This window comes from Candidatus Nucleicultrix amoebiphila FS5 (assembly GCF_002117145.1).
Classification (GTDB): Bacteria; Pseudomonadota; Alphaproteobacteria; order Caedimonadales; family Nucleicultricaceae; genus Nucleicultrix; species Nucleicultrix amoebiphila.
Window position 1 is genome coordinate 437,820 of sequence record NZ_CP008743.1, and the last position, 21,706, is coordinate 459,525.

Sequence of the window (21,706 nt, forward strand, 5' to 3'; positions counted from 1 at the left end):
AGACACCTCTTGCTTATTGCGTCAAAATTTGGTGCCAGCCAGTTCCGTCAGAGATAAGAAGTTTTAAGGGTTTTTCATCGATAACACATACTAATTGTCCAACCGATGGTTTAGGGATGGTTGTTTTTTCACAAAGACCAACCATTGAAAATGAAGTTTTCGCAGACGTTAATCCTTCAACAAGCGTTTGCCAACAGTGTTGATGATCTTCAAAGCGGGATGAACTCCGATGACTTTTAATGCACAGCAGTGTTAACTGACCGTGACTGATAAGATCATGAATACAATAATCAGTGTCGCTTTTCCAAGGACCGGTAGCCTTTAAAATCGGCATAGGAAGTGTACATTGACCAACTTTTTCTCCTAAGGAATTTTTAAAAACGAGTTGATCCCCTTCACGAGATATTGTTGCAATTCCTTCTCCATAAACTTCTTTGCATTCAAGAGATCTCAAACGCTTATCAAGATCTAAAAAATTTCCATCCAATTCCTCAAAACTGAGGGGACTTCCTTTATCTTTGCGATAAATAATGGGCATACATTTCCTCTATTCAGTTAAATTATAAAATCAATTTCGAATATGCCCGCCGCGTTAAAGTCATAGTGATAATTAAAAGACCGATAATATATGCTTTCACCTAGCATCTTATTTTGAAGCTCAATTTTAAAATCGCCTCTTTTGATGCAGTCTGAGAGGGATAAATCTGAGATAGTTTCGTCAACAAACATTAACTTCTGTAAATCATGTTTTTGAGCTAATTCGTTCCTGCTATAAATCAATAGTCCATAGTCGTTTTCCTCAGGACTAATCATTCCGTACATTTGTCTGATTTTATTGAAAGGACATCCAGGTGTATAAAAACCGCCATAGCTCAAGACAGGAAGTATATTAAGAAGTCCCTGAGTATGATGAGGAGGAGTTACGAGCCAATTCCCCGATCCTAAATGTTTATGACTTTGCGTAATTGTTTGTAGATTTTGTGTGTTAAATATTTTGTGCCCCACTAATCCTGGTTCTGATAAACGAATCATATAAGGATCGACATCAAGCCCTTTTATGGAATGCTCTTTATGATCAAGTGTCAAATAACCTTTGTTCATGTAGAAAAAATCGATCCTTTGATGCTGATTTTCAAGCACATGACTTTGATCAAGATTACGCACCACAGTTGTTTCATAAAAGCGCCCTGTTTTACTCTGGTTATTAATCATCACAGTAAGAGCTGGATCATGGGTTAATTTTTGCGCCTGAATTTGAACTTCAAGAGATATAAGCTCAGGTTTTTGCGCTTCCCGTTTCAAATGTCCCCAGTTCTTCTCCATGGAAGATTGCATCGATAAATCATAGCTATTGAGTTTATCTGAAATACTTAATTGTGGTTGAAACCCCTCATCAAATGGGCGTCCTTGTTTTGCGCGAATGACCATGTCAAAGTGCATAAAATTCTCTATCGTAAATGAATTTGCTGTATAGAAGACCAAGGCTGTACATGGTCTATAGTGATATTATGTTCGAGAACAGACTGTGTCATCAATGGCTTAAGCCTGAATGAAACACGTGTGCTGACCTCTTCCATCACTTTCTTTAAGGAGTGTCTTTGAGGATATTGATTTCTTTGCAGATATCGATTTTGTTCATCTGCAAGATTTTCAATATTCCATTGCTCTAAAATTTCTTCAGGTGCAATGTTTCCTTTCAAAGGATGTGACGTTGGTTTTTGCTGATGCCAAGAATCATAATAAAAATCATGATTCTTCCATTGGGGAGTGGTTGTCGTTTCTAAGTATTCGGTTGAGCAATACCCTTGATCCACGAATATGGTGGAAAGGCTGACAGGATGCGTTTTCATCCAACTTTTATTAATCCCAACGCTTACCCCCAACACGACGTGAGCTTTTCTAATTCCTCGTTTGCCATCGAGAATCAAACGATAAGATTTAACTTTTCCTTGTAAAGAACCTCCAGGCAAACGAGGATCATCCAAACGCACCATGTGATCTGTCGTAATATCGAGTAAATCAAAAAAATCGCCTTCAAACTTTACTTCCAAACAACGCGCACTGGCGACTAAGTGAGCTAAGGCCATCTTCATCCCATAGTAAACAGACGCTCTACCACGATCGTAATTAAAAAAACTATCCCGCGTTGAAGCTAACGGATCATCTGCACATATGTTCTGCAATTTTATATTTAGCAAACGATCATAGTGCTTTCCGGAGTAAAAAAGCTGATGTTTATGTTTTATCGAAAATGATATTTTCTCACGTCGTCGTTGACCAAGACGCCATCCTAAAATTAATTTTGGTCTAAACCATGAACGCTTAATTCTGAATTTCCATGGTTTTTTGCACTTCATTAAAGGATCTTCTGGGGAAACCCAAAAAGATTTGGAAAGAACTGGATAAAGCCCCAACGCACCTGTATAGGGGGGGTTAATTTCCTCAAGATGAGAATCCTCAATCCAATAACCACTTTGTCCCAAAAGCTGCCCAGACTTCCACCAACCTTCCTTAAATCCTTCACCGGTCAGTGTACTGAGAACTCCTCTGTTTAATTTTTTACGTAAAAATAATGTAAAATTGACATATCCCTCGATTTTCTCAATCCATTCCGCTGATAAAGTCACTTTTATCGCATCCAGAGGCTGGTAAATAAATCGACATTGAAGACTGTCATACCAATAATTTTTGGATATATTAATGGTCTTATGACCTTTAAGAAGGCCTGTCGTCGATACCTTGAGAGATGTACGATTGACAAAAAAAAGTTCTGGCGCACCTTCCAAAATTAAATGAGGGTTTTCCTCGAGCGATTGTTTATAAAACAATTGATCCCAAGCCCCTTCTTCTTGGCTTTTTTGGTTAGCAATCTTACGTAACTCCTTGTTAAAATTTAAAGGCTCCGCTAAAAATTCCAGCTCTAGCACTTCTCCTTTTAACACTTTGGGGATTTTCACAAGACAGCCTTTAAAGAGTAGACTCACTTTCCCCTGATACTTGAGAGCAATAAAAACGTAGGGCAAATCCTTTGGATTGAGGTTGAAATTTTTCTCATTCGCAATAATCATACGTGCATAGGGAATTTGTCCCTCCTCTTCGCCGATTTCAAGACGCAAAGGAATGAGCTCTTTTTGTAAGTGCTTTTGAGGATCAAAAGTCTCATTTTCTGTCGCCCAAGTTACAAATATATCAATCACCACTAGGTCCTTTCATTAAAATCCTTTATTTATGCCTATCTCGAATTTTTTTCTCGACAAAACCACTGTTTATTTGGCATAAGCTATACATCTTGTGTCACACGTATTTTTAGCAGGTTAAATGTGAGTAATTCATCCGCTGCGATAACTTCAGAGACAAACAACACCATGACTTCCACGAATTGGTTTAAGCAACGTGGATATCTACAAGGTGTCTTCTGGATCCTCATTGTGTCCTTAATCAGTAATATGAATGATATTCTGATGCGTCTTGTTGGCAGTCGCCTGCCATCCATGGAAGTCGCTTTTTTTAGATTCTTTTTTGCTGTTCTCACACTGTTACCTATTATGCTTTATTATCGCAAAACTGCCTTTAAGACAGCGCACCCTGGATTGCACAGTCTTCGTGCTCTACTTTTATTTGGAGCAATCGCTTGTTGGTGTGCCGGCGTCACAATGATTCCCCTTGCGGCAGTCAGTACGCTTGCTCTCACAGTTCCGATCTTTGTTTTACCTATGGCCATTGTGTTTCTCGGAGAAAAAGTAGGCTGGCAAAGAACTGTTTCAACACTCATTGGTTTTGGCGGTATTTTGGTTGTTGTGATTGGGAATGGTCATGAAGACCAAAATTTCTGGCAATCCCTCGCAACGTTCAATAATGGCACCCTCTATATGATTGCTGCTTGTATTCTCTTTGCGCTCAGCGATATTTTGAATAAAAAGATGGTCGTTAAAGAATCTAATCTCTCCATGATGTTTTACATCGCCTTGGGAACAACAATTTTTGGCATTATCCCCGCTTATATGGTGTGGACTCCTCCTAGTATTCATGAACTCGCTCTCCTATTCCTTCTTGGGTGTGGTGGCAATTTGATTCTATTCTTTTTACTTAAAGCTTTTGCAGCAACAGATGTTTCAGCTTTAGCCCCTTATCGTTACCTTGAGCTCTTTTCTGCTGGCATTTTTGGCTTTGCTCTCTTTAATGAGATTCCTGGGGTTTGGACTTTGGCAGGCGCTGCAATCATTGTTCCTTCAACGTTTGCTATTGCCTATTACGAAACTCATCAAAACAAAAACCTCAAAAAGAAGGAAGCTGAGAGAAGAAAACTAAAAGAAGCAGCTTAAGCTTAATACCGCTTGGTCATAAGTTTAGACTTCTTCTAGCTCTAATTTCCAGCCTCCCTCTAAATCCCATTCTTTGGTATGAAGCGTAAAATCAATAACACGCATTTTTAGGTGCGGCCTGTAGCGCACATAAAAATATTCTCCAATTCTTGGTTTTACTTCCAATATAATTTTTTGAGCATCAATAAGCTTGTAGGGCACTTTTTCATTAAAATTATTCATCACACGCAAGGTTTTATCAACAGGTGGTCTCTCTAACGTCATGTCGAGTGTTCCATCTTCTTCAACGAATCGTTGATAAAATGGCTGGAGGCAATCCACGCCTATTTTCTCTCCACACCAAAGTTTTTCATGGGCAAACGGCGCTCTATCGTCACAAGAAATAACACTGCGATACTTCCGATGACCGATGATGCTCAAGTACTTCAACTCACCTTGCACAGTACGTCTAAATTCACCTGCACTTATGGGTTCTATGGTTTGTTTGCATCCGCGCGCTGAAAAAGGCGGAAATCCTCCACGTGAAAGAGTAATAATTGTTTCTTCCATTTTTACCACACTGCCCATCGGGGAAGAGGTGCCCTTTGAGTTAAGGCCGCACGTCTAAAGTAATCCTCAAGAGCTTCATTAAAGTCCTGCTCAAGATCATTGTCATTCTTTTCTCTTTGCAGAAACTGCTCTGCATTAAGGTTCTTTAATGTCTTTTCAACATTTGTCATTCACATTCTCCTTCAGTATAAAAAATTAAATTCTGATAAAAATTCTAAAAGTTATAGACGCACTGCTCGCTTGTTTTTCATTTGGAGGTAAAGCATCGATGACACCGCATTCCAATTTAAAGAGGATCAAGGGTTTTCCTAAATGATCTGTGTTCACAAATCGCCAACCGTCTAAACTTTCGATGATCGCACGGTAGATAACCATAAGCTCATGAAGCCCAGGATAATAACTATCAATCGTAAGTTTAAGACGTCCTGTAGCATCACTATCAATCCCAAGATCAAAGTTCTCATAGTTCACCTTAATGATGGGAAGTGTGACATTCTCAAGAACATGACTCACAACAGAAACTTTATATTCTTTGATCTCAGCCAACTTTTTCAAACGATCAAGTGTGTGCTTCATGATGCCAAAATCAGTCATGGATCACCTGCATTTTGTCTTTCAACACCTGAACCAAAAGCTCACTCCATTTCTTCATAGGATCATGAAGTAACGGAGTCGTTGAGACTAAAATGAGATCTCTCCACTTCAAAGCCATGTCCGGTTTAAAGAACGGAGAAAAGCGCATCCGTACTTTGTAAGTAATCTCTCCCTTATCCTCAACTCCCAAAACTCTACCCTTACTCATTTTATCAGAAGGCGTTTTGAGACTTTGTGGTTCTATAGAGGCCCAATTAATAATCCCTGTTGATTTCCAACTTTTTTTATACCCACCCATATCATCCGATTCATGCTGAGGCACGAGGATGCAAACGCGTTCGCGCATGGCGCCAATTTGTTGTTGCATTGTTATTCCTATCAATAATTGTATTGTTTTATTTCAAGCGTGCAGAGCGGTAGGGCAAAAGCAAATCAATCGCGCTTTGTGGCAAAGCCGGCGGCACCAAAAAATTATCATTCGCTGGACCTCCACGATTCTCATAAAGATTTGCAAGAGCAATCAATATAGCGTGAGAAAAGGGCTCAGGAACGTCTTCAACCTTATTACCGTACCCAACCGTGAAAGAAATATTCACAACACCTCTTCCTTCGGTTAGAGAGATAATACTAGGACCAAAATGAAGACGCGCTGTCCTGCCTGATTGGTCTAAGCGGAAATCTTTAATCGTACGATGTCCATAATCATCAACAATTTCAGGATCGCCTTCTAATTGTATAAATGGATTTTTAGGCAATTCGATACCGCCTTTCCCTCGACTCCGCATTCCTTCCAGATACGTTCCATCACTTAAAGCTGAGGCAAAACCTGAGTTAACGGAAAACTGCCACGTTTGCATTATCAGACATTTTCCAGTAAATGCTTCGACCGCCTTACGGGCTGTTTTGATCAGATTATTGAGAAATGCATCATCGTCATCATGATCAAGTTTAAGATAATTCTTAGCCGTTCCTAAGGTAATCGGTTCAAGTTTTGGCGGTTGTAAAAGTTTCAGCGCCATTTATTTCTCCCTAAACGAAGTATAAAGTTGAGTTGGTTATTCTTTCAAGTCTGGATTAGTCACTAAAATTAATCACCTTAAGGGCTTCAAAATTAACGACATCTCCCCCAACTCTCTTTGTTGTATAGAATTCAACATAAGGTTTAGCGCTATACGGATCCCTTAATATCTTAATTCCGGTTCGATCAACGATTTGATAGCCTTCTTTAAAATTACCAAAGAATATTGACTTTGACGCAATACCTGGCGAAAAAACAGGTAAATCTTCTGATATTTCTACGGGATACCCTAGAAGAGTCGACGGCACACCTGCGGTAAGAGAAGGTTGCCAGAGATAATGACCTTGGGTGTCTTTCAACATACGCACAGCAGCAAAAGCTGAACGTGACATTAACCAAACGGCTCCTCGATGATATTCAGGCTTCAAGACACTTAAGAGTCTAATCAGCACATCAGCGCCGTTATTTTGAGCGAACGCCCCCTTGTGTCCCGATTTGATTTCTTCGAATTTTCCCCATTCCCAGTTTGCCCCAGAAACAGTTGGATAAGTAAGAATACCCTTTGGTTTATTTTGACCCTCGCCCCTAATAAACGATAGATTTTCTGCCTGTGCTATTTTCTGAGCAATACATTTTACCAGCCAAGACTCAACATCAATACGCGCATCATCTAAAAGTTTTTGCGTTGCACGTGGCTTTGCATACACTTCATGGACAGGGATTTGAAGCTTCTGGAGTTGCGGCGTTGCAGTTTCTTTACGGTCCTCTTTCTCACTCACCCACCCCACTTCTGCAACATTTTTATCCACAAGCAAATCGACGGAACTCGACGATATATTAATAATATTGGCGAGACGTCGCATGATTGAATATTCTGTTAAAGTCTTACCGATGCGTTCACTGACCACTTCAGGAATCAATAACTTTCCATCTCTTTCTTCTTCCGTGCTCAGACTCTTTTTCTCTAATTCGCGAAAAGTTCCCAGGTCTCCTTGACGAAGATACTGAGCAAAGGCTGCTTTATGTTCATGGTTTTGCCAGGGGGTTTCTTCTCTTAAAGACAGAGAAGGTCTTTGATGAACAATGGGGGCTTTCTTAAGTCCGTCCATCATATGCTCAATCTCCGCATTGAGTCGTTCAACTTTATTTTCCAAAAGGCTATCAACAGACACTTTTCTTTCAATTTTGGTGAGGCGTTCATCTTGACTGGCTTTGAATTCTTCATAAGCGCGTGCCAAATGTTCGACAGTTTTCTGAACTTGTTCCATACTTTCTCCTTAATATAAATGTACTTAAATCTGTAACGCCCGAATGGCCCGCTGAAGTGTGCTGAGAAGTCCAGCATCAAAGTCTATAAACGTTTGATCTTTGACGGCTGTAATTCTCGCATCATTATTGGCAGCAAAGGTCACCAACGACACCTCCAACAACTCTAACTTGGTCAGATGCCGTTCTTTGCTTCTTTGATTTTTTTGCGATTCTTGAACACGATACCCAATGGAAAGACTATCCAAAACACCTGATTTCATGAGGGCATAAGCTTCTCGTGCTTTTTGCAATTCTAGGATAAGGGACCCTTCAACATAGAGTCCTTTATGATCTTCTCGCATGACTGTCCAAAATCCAATAGGATTCTCTGGTTGGTGTTGCCATAACATGAGAGGCAACTTTCCTTTCCGTTGCCATTGATAAAGGCTTTCATGAAACGCTCCTTTTAATACTCTGTCTCCTTGCTCATCAAGAATGTTAAATACACTTGCATATCCTTTAAAACAGACCGCCTTTAAATCCGACTTCGTCTCAAACTGCGTCGGAAGTGTGGCGTGTCGAATCATTTCGATGCTTTCTCCTTGTAATTATTAAAATCTAAGACATCGCCGCCTTTTAAGGGGGCATAGCCCACAGCTTCTCGTTTTTCATTTAGAGTGAGAAATTTTACATTTTGAATTTTACGCCATGCTTCATTACGTCGCACAGCAAAGGCCGGAATACCGTCGATATCATAGGATAATCTTAAAGCGTCTCCATACTGTCTCGCCAACCACGCATTCAATTCATCGGTTAAATAATCCAAAAGCGGAAGAATCGTATCCTCCCAAAGATGGAGGCGGGCTTCACGATAATTGGAAAAAGTAGCATCGCCAGGAACCCCCACCAACATGCTGGGAACACCATAGGCCTGAGCAATCTCTCGCGCAGACATATTCTTTCCCTCCACGAAATCCAAATCCTTAGGCGATAAACCCATCTCACGCCAATCCATATCCCCTTCCATCACCAAGATACGTCCAGCGTTATCTCCTCCTTCATACAAATCACGTAAACTATTGCGCAGTTCTTCTCGTTGATCTTCTGTCAGGGTATAATTTTGTTGATTAGGCCCCACCCGTAAAGCACCAGATGGCCGTCCCCCGTTCTGCAATAACGCTAAGTTATGACCTGACACCTGATTGTGCTGATCAATAGCTGAAAGTGCTGCTTCGATAGGACTGAGCCCATACCAATCATGAAGAGGATTAAAATATTTTAAATGCAAAACTGAAGAGTGACCTCGGATTGAATCCACAGGCAAAATACGCTTTTCTCCGTTTACGGAATATTCAAAAGCCTCTGGCACTCCCGTGTTCCCTGGAATCACGCGCATACGATCCGGTCTTAACGCATACAATTCGACCGGAAATCCAGTTGAATTTTTCACCATCTCCACATAGCTATTCCCCGCTAAAAGTAAATAAGCTAAAACCGATTCAATGAAAGACGCACCCGCTTGGCGAGGGTTGGGATGATGGAGCAAGTCTAAGAGAGCATGCTCTCCTACTTCGTGCATGCCCTTATAAAGACGCCAGGGAACACTGGCAGCGCCGCGCGCAATTAAGTTGACACAGCGATAAACGATAACGTTCTTTTTATAGCCTTGCTCGGCCAAGGATTCATAGCGTCTTGGCGTCCAAACAGGCTGTCCCAAAACATGATACGCAATAATTTTTGAGACAGCACTTTGCTTTACGGGCCATGAACCGCGATTGGCCCACGCCCCTCTCATCCACTTCAACATCGTGAAACCTTCCTGTTGGAAAAGTGATTAATTTTTTTGTTATGCCTCCTTTTTACGCTTTTTTTCTTAAAAGACAAAATTTTTTCTGAAAAAAAGTGACAAAAATGCTTGGAAAGCCGCATTTTATAAAGGGTAAAGAAAGGCAAACTATTTTTTTAATATTTTGCCCTTGTGACGTTTCTGGAGTGCGTCGCGCTGCTCTGATGACGTTGAGAAATGTCATCGCGAGACGCTTCTTAAGCGTCGTGGCGATCTAAGCTGGATCACATCGCTACGCTCGTGATGACGAACATTACTTCTGCGAGACCCCTTGGCCGCGGCAGTCCATCTTGCTTATTTAACTGGATCACGTCGCTTCGCTCGTGATGACGCACTTCTATAGGCCGTCATCGCGCCGATTCTTTCAGAACCGCGGCAATTCAGCGTGTTTATTGGTAACCAAACCACGTCCCTGCGAGGGGCCCCTTGGCCGCGGCAGTCCATCTTGCTTATTTAACTGGATCACGTCGCTTCGCTCGTGATGACGCACTTCTATAGGCCGTCATCGCGCTGGTTCCAGAACCGCGACGATTCAGCGTGTTTATTGGTAACCAAACCACGTCTCTGCGAGGCCCCCTTGGCCGCGGCAGTCTAACTTACTTAATATGCTGGATCACGTCGCTCCGCTCGTGATGACAAAAAAGGAAAGATGCGCATGATACCGAGAAGAACCAGACTTTTTTCCTCAAATGAAAACAGGAAAATGTTATTGAAGAATCCTAGATAATTTCTACAAGGACGCTTTTGAGGCTAAGATCGTTAGAGCTTATCCAATTAAATTATTAAATAAATTCAACTTGTTAACCTCTTTAAGAGGACTAATATAAGAGCAATTCGTCAATTTCTATTTGCAGAATACTTGGTCGTCATGCAAAAAATGCATGCCTGATATGCAAAAATTCTTCTGGTGAAGAGGGGGCGTTCGTGATTATATCTATCTTGTACTGAAGAGAATTTATTCTCTTTGTATGGTTCCAGGCGCAAAGCCTGGAAAAGGATAGTAAATTTATTTTTACTACTCCTACGTCTCCCAGACGTGAAGCCTCCCTGTTAAACTTGCCGGGATCTTTCGGGATCCCGGCCTTTTTTTTATTATGAATCAATCTTCTGTTAAAAGAGTTAACAAAAAGTTAATAATAGAGGAAAGAGACCAAACTATTTAATTGGTCATCAATAGACCCCTTGATATAGTCCCATTCCATAGACGCGATATCGCCAAAACGAAATTCCCGATACAAAGGCGTCATACGCTTAAGAATAAGAATCATATTGCCTCTTGGGTCGTACCAGTCTTTGTTCCGCTCTTCTAACTCTGTCAAGTTATGACGCTTTTCAGCTTCATTAATATTGTTCTTAATATCACGCACCGTATCCTTATAACGACGGGGTGTTAAGAGATACATCACAGACTTGTGCGTATTATCAATGGATTCTTGAGAGAAAAAATACTGAACGATAGGAATATCCTGCAAAATGGGGAATCCTGTCTTCTTAAACTGATGGACTCCTTCTAAGATACCTCCAATCATGATTGTTTCGCCTAAGTTCACCTTCACGCTGGTTTGTACACGACTTAGACCAATCTTCGTGAATTTCTTGGACGCATCATCCACATCTTGGAGAGCATCAACGGCAAGAATACTGCCATAAAGGCTGACATCCAACACGACTTCCGATTTGTTGATGCTATTAATTGTAATTTCAAGGGTCACACCGACGGGTGTTTTGGTAATCGTACCGCCAAATTGTCCCGTCAACCCAAGAACCAATTCAGTCCCTGAAAAGAAACTGGCCTTTTTACCGGTGGACGCGACAAGGGAAGGACGACCAATAATTTCGATGCGACTCCGATTCACATTGGCAATATTCAAGCTATAAGCCACATTCCCAAAGCTAAGACCTTGGGAAAACATCCAAGCATTGGAAATGGTGCCTCCAGTACCAGCTGCAGCTGCATCAAGGCTAAATGTATTCGCAAACGTATTATCGGCAGGTTTGACACCATCAAACTTACCATCAAAACTTGCTACACCGCGTCCACGTAGAAAAGTCCCTGGAGCAACGTTTAAATTAAACTTCTCCATAATATTGTTTCCCTTGACGCTATGTCCTTCTTCACTGACTCTGAGGACCATGGCATCTACCACCACCATTGATTCTTCTTCCTCGCCGGGCTTTTTTTCACCCGCTGCAGGGGCAGCTGCAGGCGCGGCAGCAGCCTCTGCTCCCGCCGCAGGTGCAGCTGGTTCAGGAGAGGGCTGACCGGTGACATCACTGACAGTTGCTGAATCTTGGGCCTGGGCGAGAATAATCTTGCCCTTAGCGTGAAGCGCTTGAAAATCATTAATGCGTTTTTCAACGCCAGCAACTTGACTTGGATTCGTGGCCAATTCCCGGTAACGATCAAAATTTTCTTGAGTTTTTGCGCCATTCCCGATCGCTGCATAAATCATCGCCGCCGCACGATACCCCATGGCTTTATCGGGATATTTCTTTAAGAATTGGTTGATGGCTGCTTCAGCGTGGCTCACATCGCCTGAAAAATAAGACGCACTGGCTAATTCATAAAGAGCATCTTGGTTCTCATTATCGATCAACAAGGCGCTGGCAAACATATCTTGGGCCGCACGAAAACGTTCTTGAGCCATATAAACGCGTCCTAATTGAACATACGCTTGGGGAAGATTGGGATTATATTTCAAGGCATTTAAATAGCCTGTTTCAGCGACCGCATACTGACTTTGATCTCCTTTTTGCGCTTTAATATGATACACGAGCGCGTTTAGATAATGTCCCAAAGGGTTCTTTGAATTTTCATATAAGCTCGCATTAAATAAAGCGCTCGCTCCGTCATAATCCCCCGCGTAGAGTTTCTCAAGACCGCTTGATAAATTGGCTTGAGAGGCATCAGATTCACGTTCTTTGAGATATTGTTTAAGCGTTTTTTGATGATTATCGTGTTTTGCATCCGCCATCGTTTTTGTGGGAGTCTCTGGTGCTTCTGAACATCCGCTCATCCCTAGGGTCAATAATGACACGAAACAGGTTGTGACAAGGAATTTACAAGAAACTGTATTAAATTTTTTCACTGAAGACTCCCGAGTGATTATTAATTAATTTTAATAATCACGTTGAAAGATCTTTAATGAATTGTAAAGTAATTTTTAATTTTCGAAGGATTATAAGTCGAATTTTTTCTGCAAGTGTTGAAAAACAACCGCAGGTACAAGGGAGCGAATGTCTCCTTTCATGGAGGCGACTTCTTTTATAAAGCGTGAAGAAATGTATTGAAATCCTTCCGAAGACATCAAAAAGACTGTCTCAACTTCAGGCGCTAAATGGCTGTTCATCCCGGCCATTTGAAACTCATACTCAAAATCAGAGACAGCACGCAAGCCCCGGATAATTGCTTTTGCGCCGACACTTTTCACAAAATCAACCAACAAAGAATTCATAGGTTGAACCTCAACCATGCCCTTTAATTTTGGTGTCGTATTGATAACCTCTTTCAACATTTGAAGACGCGTTTCATGATCAAACAGCGGCCCCTTATTCTGGTTAGGAGCAATCGCCACAATTAAATGATCAAATAAATCAACAGCACGACTCATGATATCCAGATGACCGTTGGTCATGGGATCAAATGTCCCTGGATAAACAGCAATGTGTTTATTATGCGTCGCTGTCATGGGGGCTGTCACTTTCAATAACGACGGCTGCTTCCTCTGCAGAACCTTCTAAAGCTTCACCTTCGCTTTCGTCGGCGCCGTCACCATTATCCCCATTTTCATCTTCAGGGACACGCGCCACAGACACAACTTTTTCAGCGTCAGATACATTAAAGAGCGTGACACCTTGCGTTGAACGCCCCGCAATACGTATTCCAGACACAGGGCAACGCAAAAGCTTGCCAGCATCCGTCACCAAGACAATTTGATCGGTATGTTCAACAATGAAAGAAGCAACAATTTGACCATTCTTTTCGGTCAGCACCATGTTCGCGATTCCCTGACCACCGCGATTGGTGATGCGGTATTCATAGGCCGAGGACCGTTTGCCAAAACCTTTATCCGTTACGCTGAGGATGAATTGCTCCATGGCTTCAAGTTCACTATAGCGTTCTTGACTCAGTGTTTGGAGAGACCCTGTGCTCTCTTCTCCTTCTAGCTGTTCCGTATTGCCACGCTTCATTTTCAAATACATGGCCCGCTCATCGGTCGTAAAATCAACGTGTTTGAGAATTGAGAGAGAAATTACTTCATCTTTCGCTGCGAGTTTAATCGCACGGACACCCGTTGAGGTACGGCCTGTAAACTGTCTAAGATCACTGACTCTAAAGCGAATACATTTTCCAGCACGCGTCGCCAACAACACATCGTCTTCCAACGTGCAGGCTTCAACGCCAATCAACCGTTCGTCAGCTTCGAGCTTCATAGCAATTTTTCCGTTGGATTTCACATTGGTGAAATCGGAAAGAGCATTACGACGAATGGTTCCCATCGATGTCGAGAACACAATGGACATCTTTTCCCATTGAGTCGGATCATCGGGCATTGGCATAATCGTAGAGATCGTTTCTCCAGCTTCAAGGGGCAATAGGTTAATCACAGCCTTCCCCAAAGATTGCGGTGAGCCCATGGGTAAGGCATACACTTTCATGGAATAACAAATACCACGGCTTGAGAAGAACAAGAGTGGAGTATGGGTATTAGCCACGAAAACTGTTGTAACCACATCTTCTTCGCGGGTACTCATACCGGAACGCCCCTTACCGCCACGTCGTTGTGCACGATAGGTTGAAAGAGGGACGCGCTTAATATAGCCATTTTGGCTGACGGTCACGATCATATCTTCTTTTTGAATCAGATCTTCAAGATCGATATCCGCACTGCTTTCTTCAATTTGCGTCAGACGGGGTGTGGCAAACTGTTCTTTTACTGCCAGCAATTCTTGACGCAGGATTGCATCAATTTTTTCTCTGGACGCCAGAATAGCTAGAAATTCTTTAATTTGTTCAATTAGTTCATTGAGTTCGTTAGAGATCCTATCTCTTTCTAATCCCGTTAAGCGGTGGAGACGTAAATCAAGAATAGCCCGTGCTTGAACTTCAGAAAGACGATATTCGCCATTGACCACACCGGGGCCAGGTTCTGCAACCAACTCAACCAAGGGAGCAATATCAGCCGCAAGCCAACCACGCGCCATCATTTTTTCGCGGGCCACTTGAGGATCAGCAGCTGCTTTAATGAGCGCAATCATCTCATCAATATTGGCAACGGCAACGGCAAGACCTAACAACACGTGAGCGCGCTCGCGCGCTTTTGACAACTCAAAACGTACCCGTCGTGTGATCACTTCCCGACGAAAGGCTATAAAAGCCTCAATCATTTGCTTCAAGTTCATCGTCTTTGGCTGACCACGATCTAAAGCCAACATGTTCACACCAAAGCTTGTCTGCAAAGGTGAGTGACGATAAAGCTGATTCAAAACGACTTCGGCGACAGCATCGCGTTTTAATTCAATAACAACGCGAACACCATCGCGGTCTGATTCATCTCTGAGATCTGAAATGCCTTCGATAATTTTTTCTTTAACAACTTCAGCCATCCGCTCAAGCATGCGCGCTTTAACAACTTGATAGGGCACTTCCGTAATAATAATGGCTTCACGATCCTTACGAATCTCTTCCACGTGCGTCTTCCCACGGATGATAATGGAACCTCGTCCAGTGCGAAATGCGCTGATAATGCCCCCATGACCAAGAATAATACCACCCGTTGGAAAATCTGGACCTTTTACATACTGCATCATCTCATCGATGGTGATGTCAGCATTATCTAAATAGGCACAACATGCATCAACAACTTCACCTAAGTTATGGGTCGGAATGTTGGTCGCCATACCCACAGCAATACCCCCAGCGCCATTCACAAGAATATTAGGATAACGCGCCGGTAATACGGTGGGCTCTTCAATAGTTCCGTCATAGTTCGGACGAAAATCAACAGTTTCTTTATCAATATCTTCTAGTAACGCATGGGCAGACTTAGCCAATCTTGCTTCTGTATAACGTTCAGCGGCGGCCGCATCCCCGTCCATAGAACCAAAGTTTCCTTGCCCATCGATAAGAGGCAAACGCATAGAAAAGTCTTGGGCCATACGAACCATGGCGCCATAAATAGGATCGTTACCATGGGGATGGTATTTACCCATGACTTCTCCGGTGACACGTGCTGATTTTTTATAGGGTTTACCGGCATCAAATCCCGCTTCGTGCATCGCAAACAAAATACGACGATGAACAGGCTTTAGACCATCTCGGACATCAGGCAAAGCACGACTCACAATCACGCTCATAGCGTAATCGAGATACGAACTCTTCATCTCCTCTTCTAGGGAGACACTCACAACATCACTTGTTTTCTCAGCTGGTCCAGTCACGGGCGATCCTCATCAATTACTAAATATTTAGGCTGAAACGATTAAAAAGGAATTTCATCCTCTAAATCACTGGTTAGATTAGCGACACTTGCACCTTCAGCACCAGCCGCCATTCTTTGGGGCTGATAATCAGTATGGCTTTCCCCCACTTGCGAAGAAGAACCTTCTCCTCGGCTATCAAGCAGTGTCAACTCACCTTTGTATTTTTGAATCACAATTTCGGTGGTGTATTTTTCTTGGCCAGACGCTTGATCTGTCCACTTACGTGTTTGCAGTTGTCCTTCCAGGAATACTTTAGCCCCTTTTTTTAGATAGCGTTCCGCAATCTCAGCGATACGATCATTAAAAATCACAACTCTGTGCCATTCCGTGCGATCACGACGCTCTCCTGTTGTACGATCTTTCCAAGCTTCTGATGTTGCAACGGAAAGCTGCACAACTTTATTACCGTCTTGCATATGGCGCACTTCAGGATCACGTCCCAAGTTACCAACGAGAATTACTTTATTTACCGAACCAGCCATTAAATAAACCTTTCTATTCGAAAAAAGTCATCCCTCTTTATAGGACAACTAACAGTGTCTTACCACTCTAAAATCGATCTTTTTAAAAGGATCATGATGTTTTTACTGATTTATTGAAACAATTTTCAAAAGAGCCTAGTCTTTATAAGATGGATCCGTTTGCTCCAGGTGCCTCAAAAGTGCCGCCCAGTCTCTTGCTCCTAAATCAGGCTCAAAAGCCCGCATATCTTGAGCCGCTCTTTCACAAACCTCTGGTGAAGGTATAGTAATCTCGCGCCCCATTCCTAAAATACGACATTGCGTTTGACAGGCTTGCTCTAAATAATAGCTATAGAAAAAGGCTTCTTGCAGAGTCTCTCCAGTCGTTAATGTTCCATGATTTCTTAGAAATATAACCTTATGATCTCCTAAATCTTTGACCATTTCTTGTCCTTGATCAGGAACAAGGGCGAGTGAATCATAGGAGTGATAAGAATGACGATTATAGAAATGAAAAGCGAATTGACTGAGGGGCAATAGCCCTTCCTTTAAACAAGAAACTGCGATTCCTGCTGGAGTATGTAAATGAAAAATTGCATTGATTTGCGGCTTCGCTTTATAAAGAGCCCCATGGATCGTATACCCTGTCTTATTATACTGGTACTCTTTTCCATCAATGATCTCGCCCTCGAAGGATACTTTTAAAAGGTTAGACGCTTTCACTTCAGAAAAAAGCAGCCCAAAGGGGGAAATAAAATAAACATCTTGCCCAGGCATCCGCGCAGAAAGGTGCGTATAGGTTAAATCATCCATGCCAAACTTCGCAAAGAAACGATAAGCAGCCGCTAAATTAGCCCTTAAAAGATTTTCCGGTGTTTGCTGTGGTTTGGATTGGAATTTTTGAACGGCCATTTTTTGCTTCTTCCTTACAGTAAAATCTCATGGGGTTCCCTTAAAATACCCCTCTCCGCTTGGGAGTCAATGAGAATTAGTCATAGCTTACTTTTTATAATTTAATGTTGATTATAATCATATTTTAAGATATTGATATCTAATTATTAAAAGGAGGTGTCTATGTCTCATCATAAAATCTATAATCTTCTCTTAATTTCATTTCTTTTTCTCAACACCCCAGCGGCTCAAGGGTCTTTATTTAAACTGATCGAAAACTTTGAGAGTTTAACGCTCAAAAGTAAAAAACAAGCCCACCCCACAAAAAACATCAATAGGAGAAAATTTCATCCCCTTACAAAGAATATCAAGCGAAATCACGGCAACAACCTGCTCTCTTCTTTTATTAAATATCCCCGAAGCACTGGGTTTCGATCCTATCACCCAACGCCACCACTTATGCAAGATCAAGAACAAAAAACTCCACCAGAAGGCGTGACTTTGCTTAAGCCCGGTGAAACAGGGCACTTTATTAAGCCATCGGAAGATTGGGCCTTTAAAATGCTTTTTTCAAAGGAACATAAGAACTTTGTGATCCGCATGATCAGTGAAATTATGTGGGATAATCCCGATGATCCAATCATCGATCTCCACTTTTTAGGCTCTGCGCAAGAAGAAAAATTTGGTGAAGAAAATGAAACATCCGTGGATGTTGTTTGTATAACGCGTGGCCTACCCGTTCTGTTGAAAATACAAAACAGAAAAAACCTTGATGCTTTGGATCCTGCTGTTTTCCCTTCAGCAAGATTCTGGAACAATCAGTTGCTACCGTTCTTTAAAAAAGAAAATTTGAACTATTCTTTTATACGGTATGGCCTCCCTTTCTTTGTCATGAGTTTTACGCATAATGAAACTTTTGACTATGAGGGAGGGGATGAGAAACACCCTTATATCATTACCGACAAGGTCAAAGAGCGTGAAATTCGTGGGGGGGCTCCAATCATATTCCCCCGTTTTTGGGTAGAAACGTTCTATTGGCATCAAGTTGACATACAACAGTTCTTAAAAAATAAAACCCCCCCTCACTCTGCCTTAGATGAGTTCCTTTATTTTATGACTCACGGGGATAAGATCAAAACGTATTCACCAGAGACTAAAATAAAAGAAGCTTATGAAGCCCTTGACCAATCAAAATGGAGTAAAGAAAAACGAGAATATTACAAAAGCCTATCAAGAAAAGAAAAGTCTCTTAAGAAGGGGGATACTTTAAAACGTGAAATGCTGTTTGCTTATGATGAAGGTTTTCTAAAGGGCAGCAAAGATGAGATGGCCATCAGAGATGAAGAAATTATCGTTAATATGTTGCAAGAGCGATTTGGCTTAGAATCCATATCCAAAGTTACCGGGCTTTCAAAGGATTCCATTAAGGCCTTGATAGAAAAAAGAAAACAAGACTACCAAAAAGAGAAGTTATTCAAGTAACTGTGTCAACGAGCACTTCTCTCATTTGTACACTTACATACTTGAAAAACAAGTCTGAGGGAAAATGAGAGGATCTCCTTGCACCATAATATTCTCTGGCCTGATCTGATTTGCTTGAATGGAACGCGCCAAATATCTGCTCGCGGCTTCTGAAAATTTCTGAGGATGACTGCTGGTGTAAAAATGGATATGAGCGTTCACGCAAGCAGAACGCTTAAGGGTGTGATATTGAAGCTTTTCGTCCACAACTTTAAACACCGCATCAGCAGGATCTAGTATCTCAACCTCTTGGGGCAGCATATCTCTAATTATCGAGGACAAATAAGGATAATGAGTGCACCCATAAATAAGCGCATCTATTCCTTTATCTAATAAGATCTGCACGTAACTTTGAACGGCAACCTTCATTGCTTCTTCTTCAATTCGGTTTTCTTCAATCAAAGGGACAAGGGCGGGACAGGCCACAGAATGAAAAGTCACTTTTGGGTTGATTCGCTTGAAAGCATTCTCATAGGCGCCACTTTTAACCGTTGCTTCTGTCGCCATAAGACCGAACCGTTTGTTGCGCAATGCATGGATTTCTGTCGTTGGCGTAATAAGCCCCACAATTGGAAATTGAAAGATCTTTTGCATGTCATGCAGAATCAGAGCCGAACTTGTATTGCACGCCATCACTACCAGTTTCACACTTTGCTCTTCCATCCAGGTGAGAATAGCCTTTACATAAGAAAAAATTTGTTGAGGTGTCTTGTTTCCATAAGGAAGATGAGCAGTATCTGCAAAATAAATAAAGTTCTCGTATGGCAGATACGCTTGAAGTTTTTTGAGAACTGTTAAGCCGCCAATTCCACTGTCAATCACCCCAATTGGTCTGTTCATGATCTCTTTATCGATCTCTTTTGAAAATTAAAAAATGTAGCTTAGCGTGAAAGGTTCTCAAAGCCAACTGAGAGTTTTTATCAAAAAAAATTTATTCACTCATAATGGGTCCAAAGGCGAATTACTTTGATGATTTTTTCTTTTTCATACACTTGATAGATCAGGCGACGTTGAATATTAATACGCCTAGAATAAGTACCTCTCAAATCACCTGCCAATTCTTCATAAGGGGGAAGATTTTTAAAAGGATCTTTCTGCAGAAGTTTAAAAAGATCCTCTATCTTTTTTGAAGGTTCGCTTGTTTTGCTTTTTTAGCATCTTTTTGTGCTTGCTTTGTAAAATGCAGCTTATAAACAAACTCACCAACCCAGTTTATCTATTGTTTCTTCAAGAGGTGTCTGTAACCCTTCACGAATAGATGCTGCCATACCCGGAATTGATACTAAATGAAGCGTTTCTTCAATAGCCAACAAATCTTCCTCTAAGATTTTCATAAGTCACCATACTTTCTATTAATTATTATATACATACGTTTTTACGTACGGCAAACAAATGTCAGAATTTATTTTTTACCCCAGCTTATCCACACGACGTTGATGGCGGCCCCCTTCAAAGGGAGTGTCTATAAAAGCCTGAAGGGTTTCCAGGGCTATTTTTTCATCAATCAAACGCGCCCCAAGACAAAGAATATTGGCATTATTATGCTGTCGGGCAAGCACAGCTGAGCGCACTCCCTCATTACATACCGCCGCACGAACCCCAGGATAACGATTGGCAGCAATACTCATCCCAATGCCAGTTCCACAAATAAGGATCCCAACAGAATCCTGCTCTGCTTTTATGTGTCCGACAACTTTTAAAGCATAGTCCGGGTAATCAACAGACTCTTCTGAATCTGTTCCTAAGTCCTGCACTTGATGACCCTGAGAGTTCAAATACGATTTAAGCGTTTCCTTTAATCTAAACCCAGCATGATCCGAAGCGATGCAATAGTGCGTCATAAAGCATTTCTATCTTAAGGTTGTTGAGACTACTTTAATAGAATATCGCCCTCTCAAAAACAGAAATATCTTAAGAAGTATATTTTTTGAATTTTTTTTATTTTTGTAGATTATTTGAGAAGTAATTGCTTCTAAAATTATGACCTTAAAGACATACTTATGCTTGACAATTTATGTCTAAACAGACATAATATAAACATAGATATGCTTTAATAAAACATATGAATCGACCCTAAAATATGGGAAAGAAGCTGATTTGGATGGGAAGCTCAAAAAAAGATTTAAAGAGATTCCCTGAAGAAGTTAAGCGGAATGTGGGCTATGCACTTCACTTTGCTCAAGAAGGAGTAACGCATCCAAGTTGCAAGCTTTTAAAGGGCTATGGTTCAGGAGTCTATGAAATCATTGAAGATTACAACACAGATACGTATAGAGCTGTATATTTAGTTAGATTTGAAAAAATTATTTATGTGATTCATGCATTTCAAAAAAAATCCAAAGAAGGCATTAAAACACCTCAAAGGGAATTGAACGTCATTCAAGAGAGATTAAAAAAAGTACAGGAGATTGAAAATGAAAAAAAAAATAAAAGACTATGAAGAAAGCTCAGGAAATGTTTTTCAAGACCTTGGATTGAAAGATCCAGAGAATGAAAACCTTAAAGCTCAGCTAGCCTTACAGATCTTTAAAGCCATTAACGATCGTAAACTAACTCAAGAAAAGGCAGCAAGAATTCTTGAGGTTACCCAACCTGAGATCTCCAAGTTAAAAAATGGACATTTCTCCAGATTTGGTATTGGCAGACTCTTTACCTTTTTAAACCGTTTAAATTATAATGTTGATATTCAACTAAACGAAGCACGAAATCACCACCCTCATCAAAAATTATATGCTTAAAAAATAATAAGGGCGAAGAGATTATAAAGAACCTC

Annotated in this window: 23 protein-coding genes and 1 pseudogene; 4 read left to right on the plus strand and 20 right to left on the minus strand. The window is 41.3% G+C overall.

The window, feature by feature from the left end:
- Positions 1-13 precede the first annotated feature (13 nt).
- From GQ61_RS02020 to GQ61_RS02030, 3 genes are read right to left on the minus strand one after another with little or no spacing between them, the layout of a single operon-like run.
- The gene (locus GQ61_RS02020; protein WP_085783700.1) at positions 14-538 is read right to left on the minus strand and encodes a hypothetical protein; all 525 of its coding nucleotides are present in this window, start codon (positions 536-538) and stop codon (positions 14-16) included.
- Between the two features lie 17 nt (positions 539-555).
- A complete protein-coding gene (locus GQ61_RS02025; RefSeq protein ID WP_085783701.1) occupies positions 556-1,440 on the minus strand; it encodes a hypothetical protein in 885 nt (294 codons plus the stop codon).
- An 8-nt stretch (positions 1,441-1,448) separates the two neighbouring features.
- Positions 1,449-3,197 (minus strand): hypothetical protein, encoded by a 1,749-nt coding sequence (locus GQ61_RS02030; protein WP_085783702.1) that lies wholly within the window; start codon positions 3,195-3,197, stop codon positions 1,449-1,451.
- Positions 3,198-3,320: 123 nt separating this feature from the next.
- Between GQ61_RS02030 and GQ61_RS02035 the strand changes: the two genes are divergently transcribed.
- Positions 3,321-4,322, plus strand: a complete 1,002-nt coding sequence (locus GQ61_RS02035; protein ID WP_157111114.1) for a DMT family transporter — start codon at positions 3,321-3,323, stop codon at positions 4,320-4,322.
- A gap of 24 nt (positions 4,323-4,346) precedes the next feature.
- Here the strand turns inward: GQ61_RS02035 and GQ61_RS02040 are convergent, their stop codons facing one another.
- The 13 genes from GQ61_RS02040 to GQ61_RS02095 form a co-directional block, all read right to left on the minus strand.
- On the minus strand, positions 4,347-4,871 hold the full coding sequence (locus GQ61_RS02040; protein WP_085783704.1) for a hypothetical protein: 525 nt from the start codon (positions 4,869-4,871) through the stop codon (positions 4,347-4,349).
- 2 nt (positions 4,872-4,873) lie between these two features.
- The gene (locus GQ61_RS09135) at positions 4,874-5,041 is read right to left on the minus strand and encodes a hypothetical protein (RefSeq protein WP_157111115.1); all 168 of its coding nucleotides are present in this window, start codon (positions 5,039-5,041) and stop codon (positions 4,874-4,876) included.
- A gap of 25 nt (positions 5,042-5,066) precedes the next feature.
- Positions 5,067-5,465: a hypothetical protein gene (locus GQ61_RS02045; protein WP_085783705.1), complete on the minus strand. Its 399-nt coding sequence runs from the start codon at positions 5,463-5,465 to the stop codon at positions 5,067-5,069.
- Positions 5,458-5,832, minus strand: coding sequence for a head-tail adaptor protein (locus GQ61_RS02050; RefSeq protein WP_085783706.1), 375 nt, complete (start codon positions 5,830-5,832; stop codon positions 5,458-5,460). Before GQ61_RS02050 ends, GQ61_RS02045 begins: the two co-directional genes overlap by 8 nt.
- A gap of 28 nt (positions 5,833-5,860) precedes the next feature.
- Positions 5,861-6,484: a head-tail connector protein gene (locus tag GQ61_RS02055; protein ID WP_085783707.1), complete on the minus strand. Its 624-nt coding sequence runs from the start codon at positions 6,482-6,484 to the stop codon at positions 5,861-5,863.
- Positions 6,485-6,539: 55 nt separating this feature from the next.
- Complete coding sequence (locus GQ61_RS02060) at positions 6,540-7,751, minus strand: phage major capsid protein (protein WP_085783708.1); 1,212 nt, start codon at positions 7,749-7,751, stop codon at positions 6,540-6,542.
- Between the two features lie 24 nt (positions 7,752-7,775).
- The gene (locus GQ61_RS02065; protein WP_085783709.1) at positions 7,776-8,318 is read right to left on the minus strand and encodes an HK97 family phage prohead protease; all 543 of its coding nucleotides are present in this window, start codon (positions 8,316-8,318) and stop codon (positions 7,776-7,778) included.
- The gene (locus tag GQ61_RS02070) at positions 8,315-9,538 is read right to left on the minus strand and encodes a phage portal protein (RefSeq protein WP_232317332.1); all 1,224 of its coding nucleotides are present in this window, start codon (positions 9,536-9,538) and stop codon (positions 8,315-8,317) included. Before GQ61_RS02070 ends, GQ61_RS02065 begins: the two co-directional genes overlap by 4 nt.
- A 1,169-nt stretch (positions 9,539-10,707) precedes the next feature.
- On the minus strand, positions 10,708-12,666 hold the full coding sequence (locus tag GQ61_RS02075; protein ID WP_085783710.1) for a secretin GspD/PilQ domain-containing protein: 1,959 nt from the start codon (positions 12,664-12,666) through the stop codon (positions 10,708-10,710).
- 90 nt (positions 12,667-12,756) lie between these two features.
- Positions 12,757-13,266, minus strand: a complete 510-nt coding sequence (coaD, locus tag GQ61_RS02080; RefSeq protein WP_085783711.1) for a pantetheine-phosphate adenylyltransferase — start codon at positions 13,264-13,266, stop codon at positions 12,757-12,759.
- The gene (gene gyrA / locus GQ61_RS02085) at positions 13,250-16,018 is read right to left on the minus strand and encodes a DNA gyrase subunit A (RefSeq protein ID WP_232317333.1); all 2,769 of its coding nucleotides are present in this window, start codon (positions 16,016-16,018) and stop codon (positions 13,250-13,252) included. The genes coaD and gyrA overlap by 17 nt, the downstream gene beginning before the upstream one ends.
- A 41-nt stretch (positions 16,019-16,059) precedes the next feature.
- A complete protein-coding gene (gene ssb, locus GQ61_RS02090; protein WP_085783712.1) occupies positions 16,060-16,542 on the minus strand; it encodes a single-stranded DNA-binding protein in 483 nt (160 codons plus the stop codon).
- 135 nt (positions 16,543-16,677) lie between these two features.
- Positions 16,678-17,433: a class II aldolase/adducin family protein gene (locus GQ61_RS02095; protein WP_085783713.1), complete on the minus strand. Its 756-nt coding sequence runs from the start codon at positions 17,431-17,433 to the stop codon at positions 16,678-16,680.
- Positions 17,434-17,595: 162 nt separating this feature from the next.
- Here GQ61_RS02095 and GQ61_RS02100 point away from each other — a divergent pair, with 162 nt between their 5' ends.
- Positions 17,596-18,894, plus strand: coding sequence for a PD-(D/E)XK nuclease family transposase (locus GQ61_RS02100; RefSeq protein ID WP_085783714.1), 1,299 nt, complete (start codon positions 17,596-17,598; stop codon positions 18,892-18,894).
- Between the two features lie 33 nt (positions 18,895-18,927).
- On the opposite strand, the gene murI is transcribed toward GQ61_RS02100, so the two are convergent.
- The 4 genes and pseudogenes from murI to rpiB all read right to left on the minus strand — a co-directional run bounded on the left by murI (position 18,928) and on the right by rpiB (position 20,774).
- A complete protein-coding gene (murI, locus tag GQ61_RS02105) occupies positions 18,928-19,773 on the minus strand; it encodes a glutamate racemase (protein ID WP_085783715.1) in 846 nt (281 codons plus the stop codon).
- Positions 19,774-19,868: 95 nt separating this feature from the next.
- Positions 19,869-20,149, minus strand: a pseudogene (locus GQ61_RS09390) (Txe/YoeB family addiction module toxin).
- Positions 20,133-20,267, minus strand: a complete 135-nt coding sequence (locus tag GQ61_RS09295) for a type II toxin-antitoxin system Phd/YefM family antitoxin (protein WP_269747286.1) — start codon at positions 20,265-20,267, stop codon at positions 20,133-20,135. Before GQ61_RS09295 ends, GQ61_RS09390 begins: the two are co-directional and overlap by 17 nt.
- A gap of 75 nt (positions 20,268-20,342) precedes the next feature.
- Positions 20,343-20,774, minus strand: coding sequence for a ribose 5-phosphate isomerase B (gene rpiB / locus GQ61_RS02115; protein WP_085783716.1), 432 nt, complete (start codon positions 20,772-20,774; stop codon positions 20,343-20,345).
- A 239-nt stretch (positions 20,775-21,013) separates the two neighbouring features.
- Here rpiB and GQ61_RS02120 point away from each other — a divergent pair, with 239 nt between their 5' ends.
- Both GQ61_RS02120 and GQ61_RS02125 read left to right on the plus strand, forming a co-directional pair.
- Positions 21,014-21,373, plus strand: coding sequence for a type II toxin-antitoxin system RelE/ParE family toxin (locus GQ61_RS02120; RefSeq protein ID WP_085783717.1), 360 nt, complete (start codon positions 21,014-21,016; stop codon positions 21,371-21,373).
- The gene (locus GQ61_RS02125) at positions 21,348-21,671 is read left to right on the plus strand and encodes a helix-turn-helix domain-containing protein (protein ID WP_085783718.1); all 324 of its coding nucleotides are present in this window, start codon (positions 21,348-21,350) and stop codon (positions 21,669-21,671) included. The genes GQ61_RS02120 and GQ61_RS02125 overlap by 26 nt, the downstream gene beginning before the upstream one ends.
- The last annotated feature ends 35 nt before the right edge of the window (positions 21,672-21,706 follow it).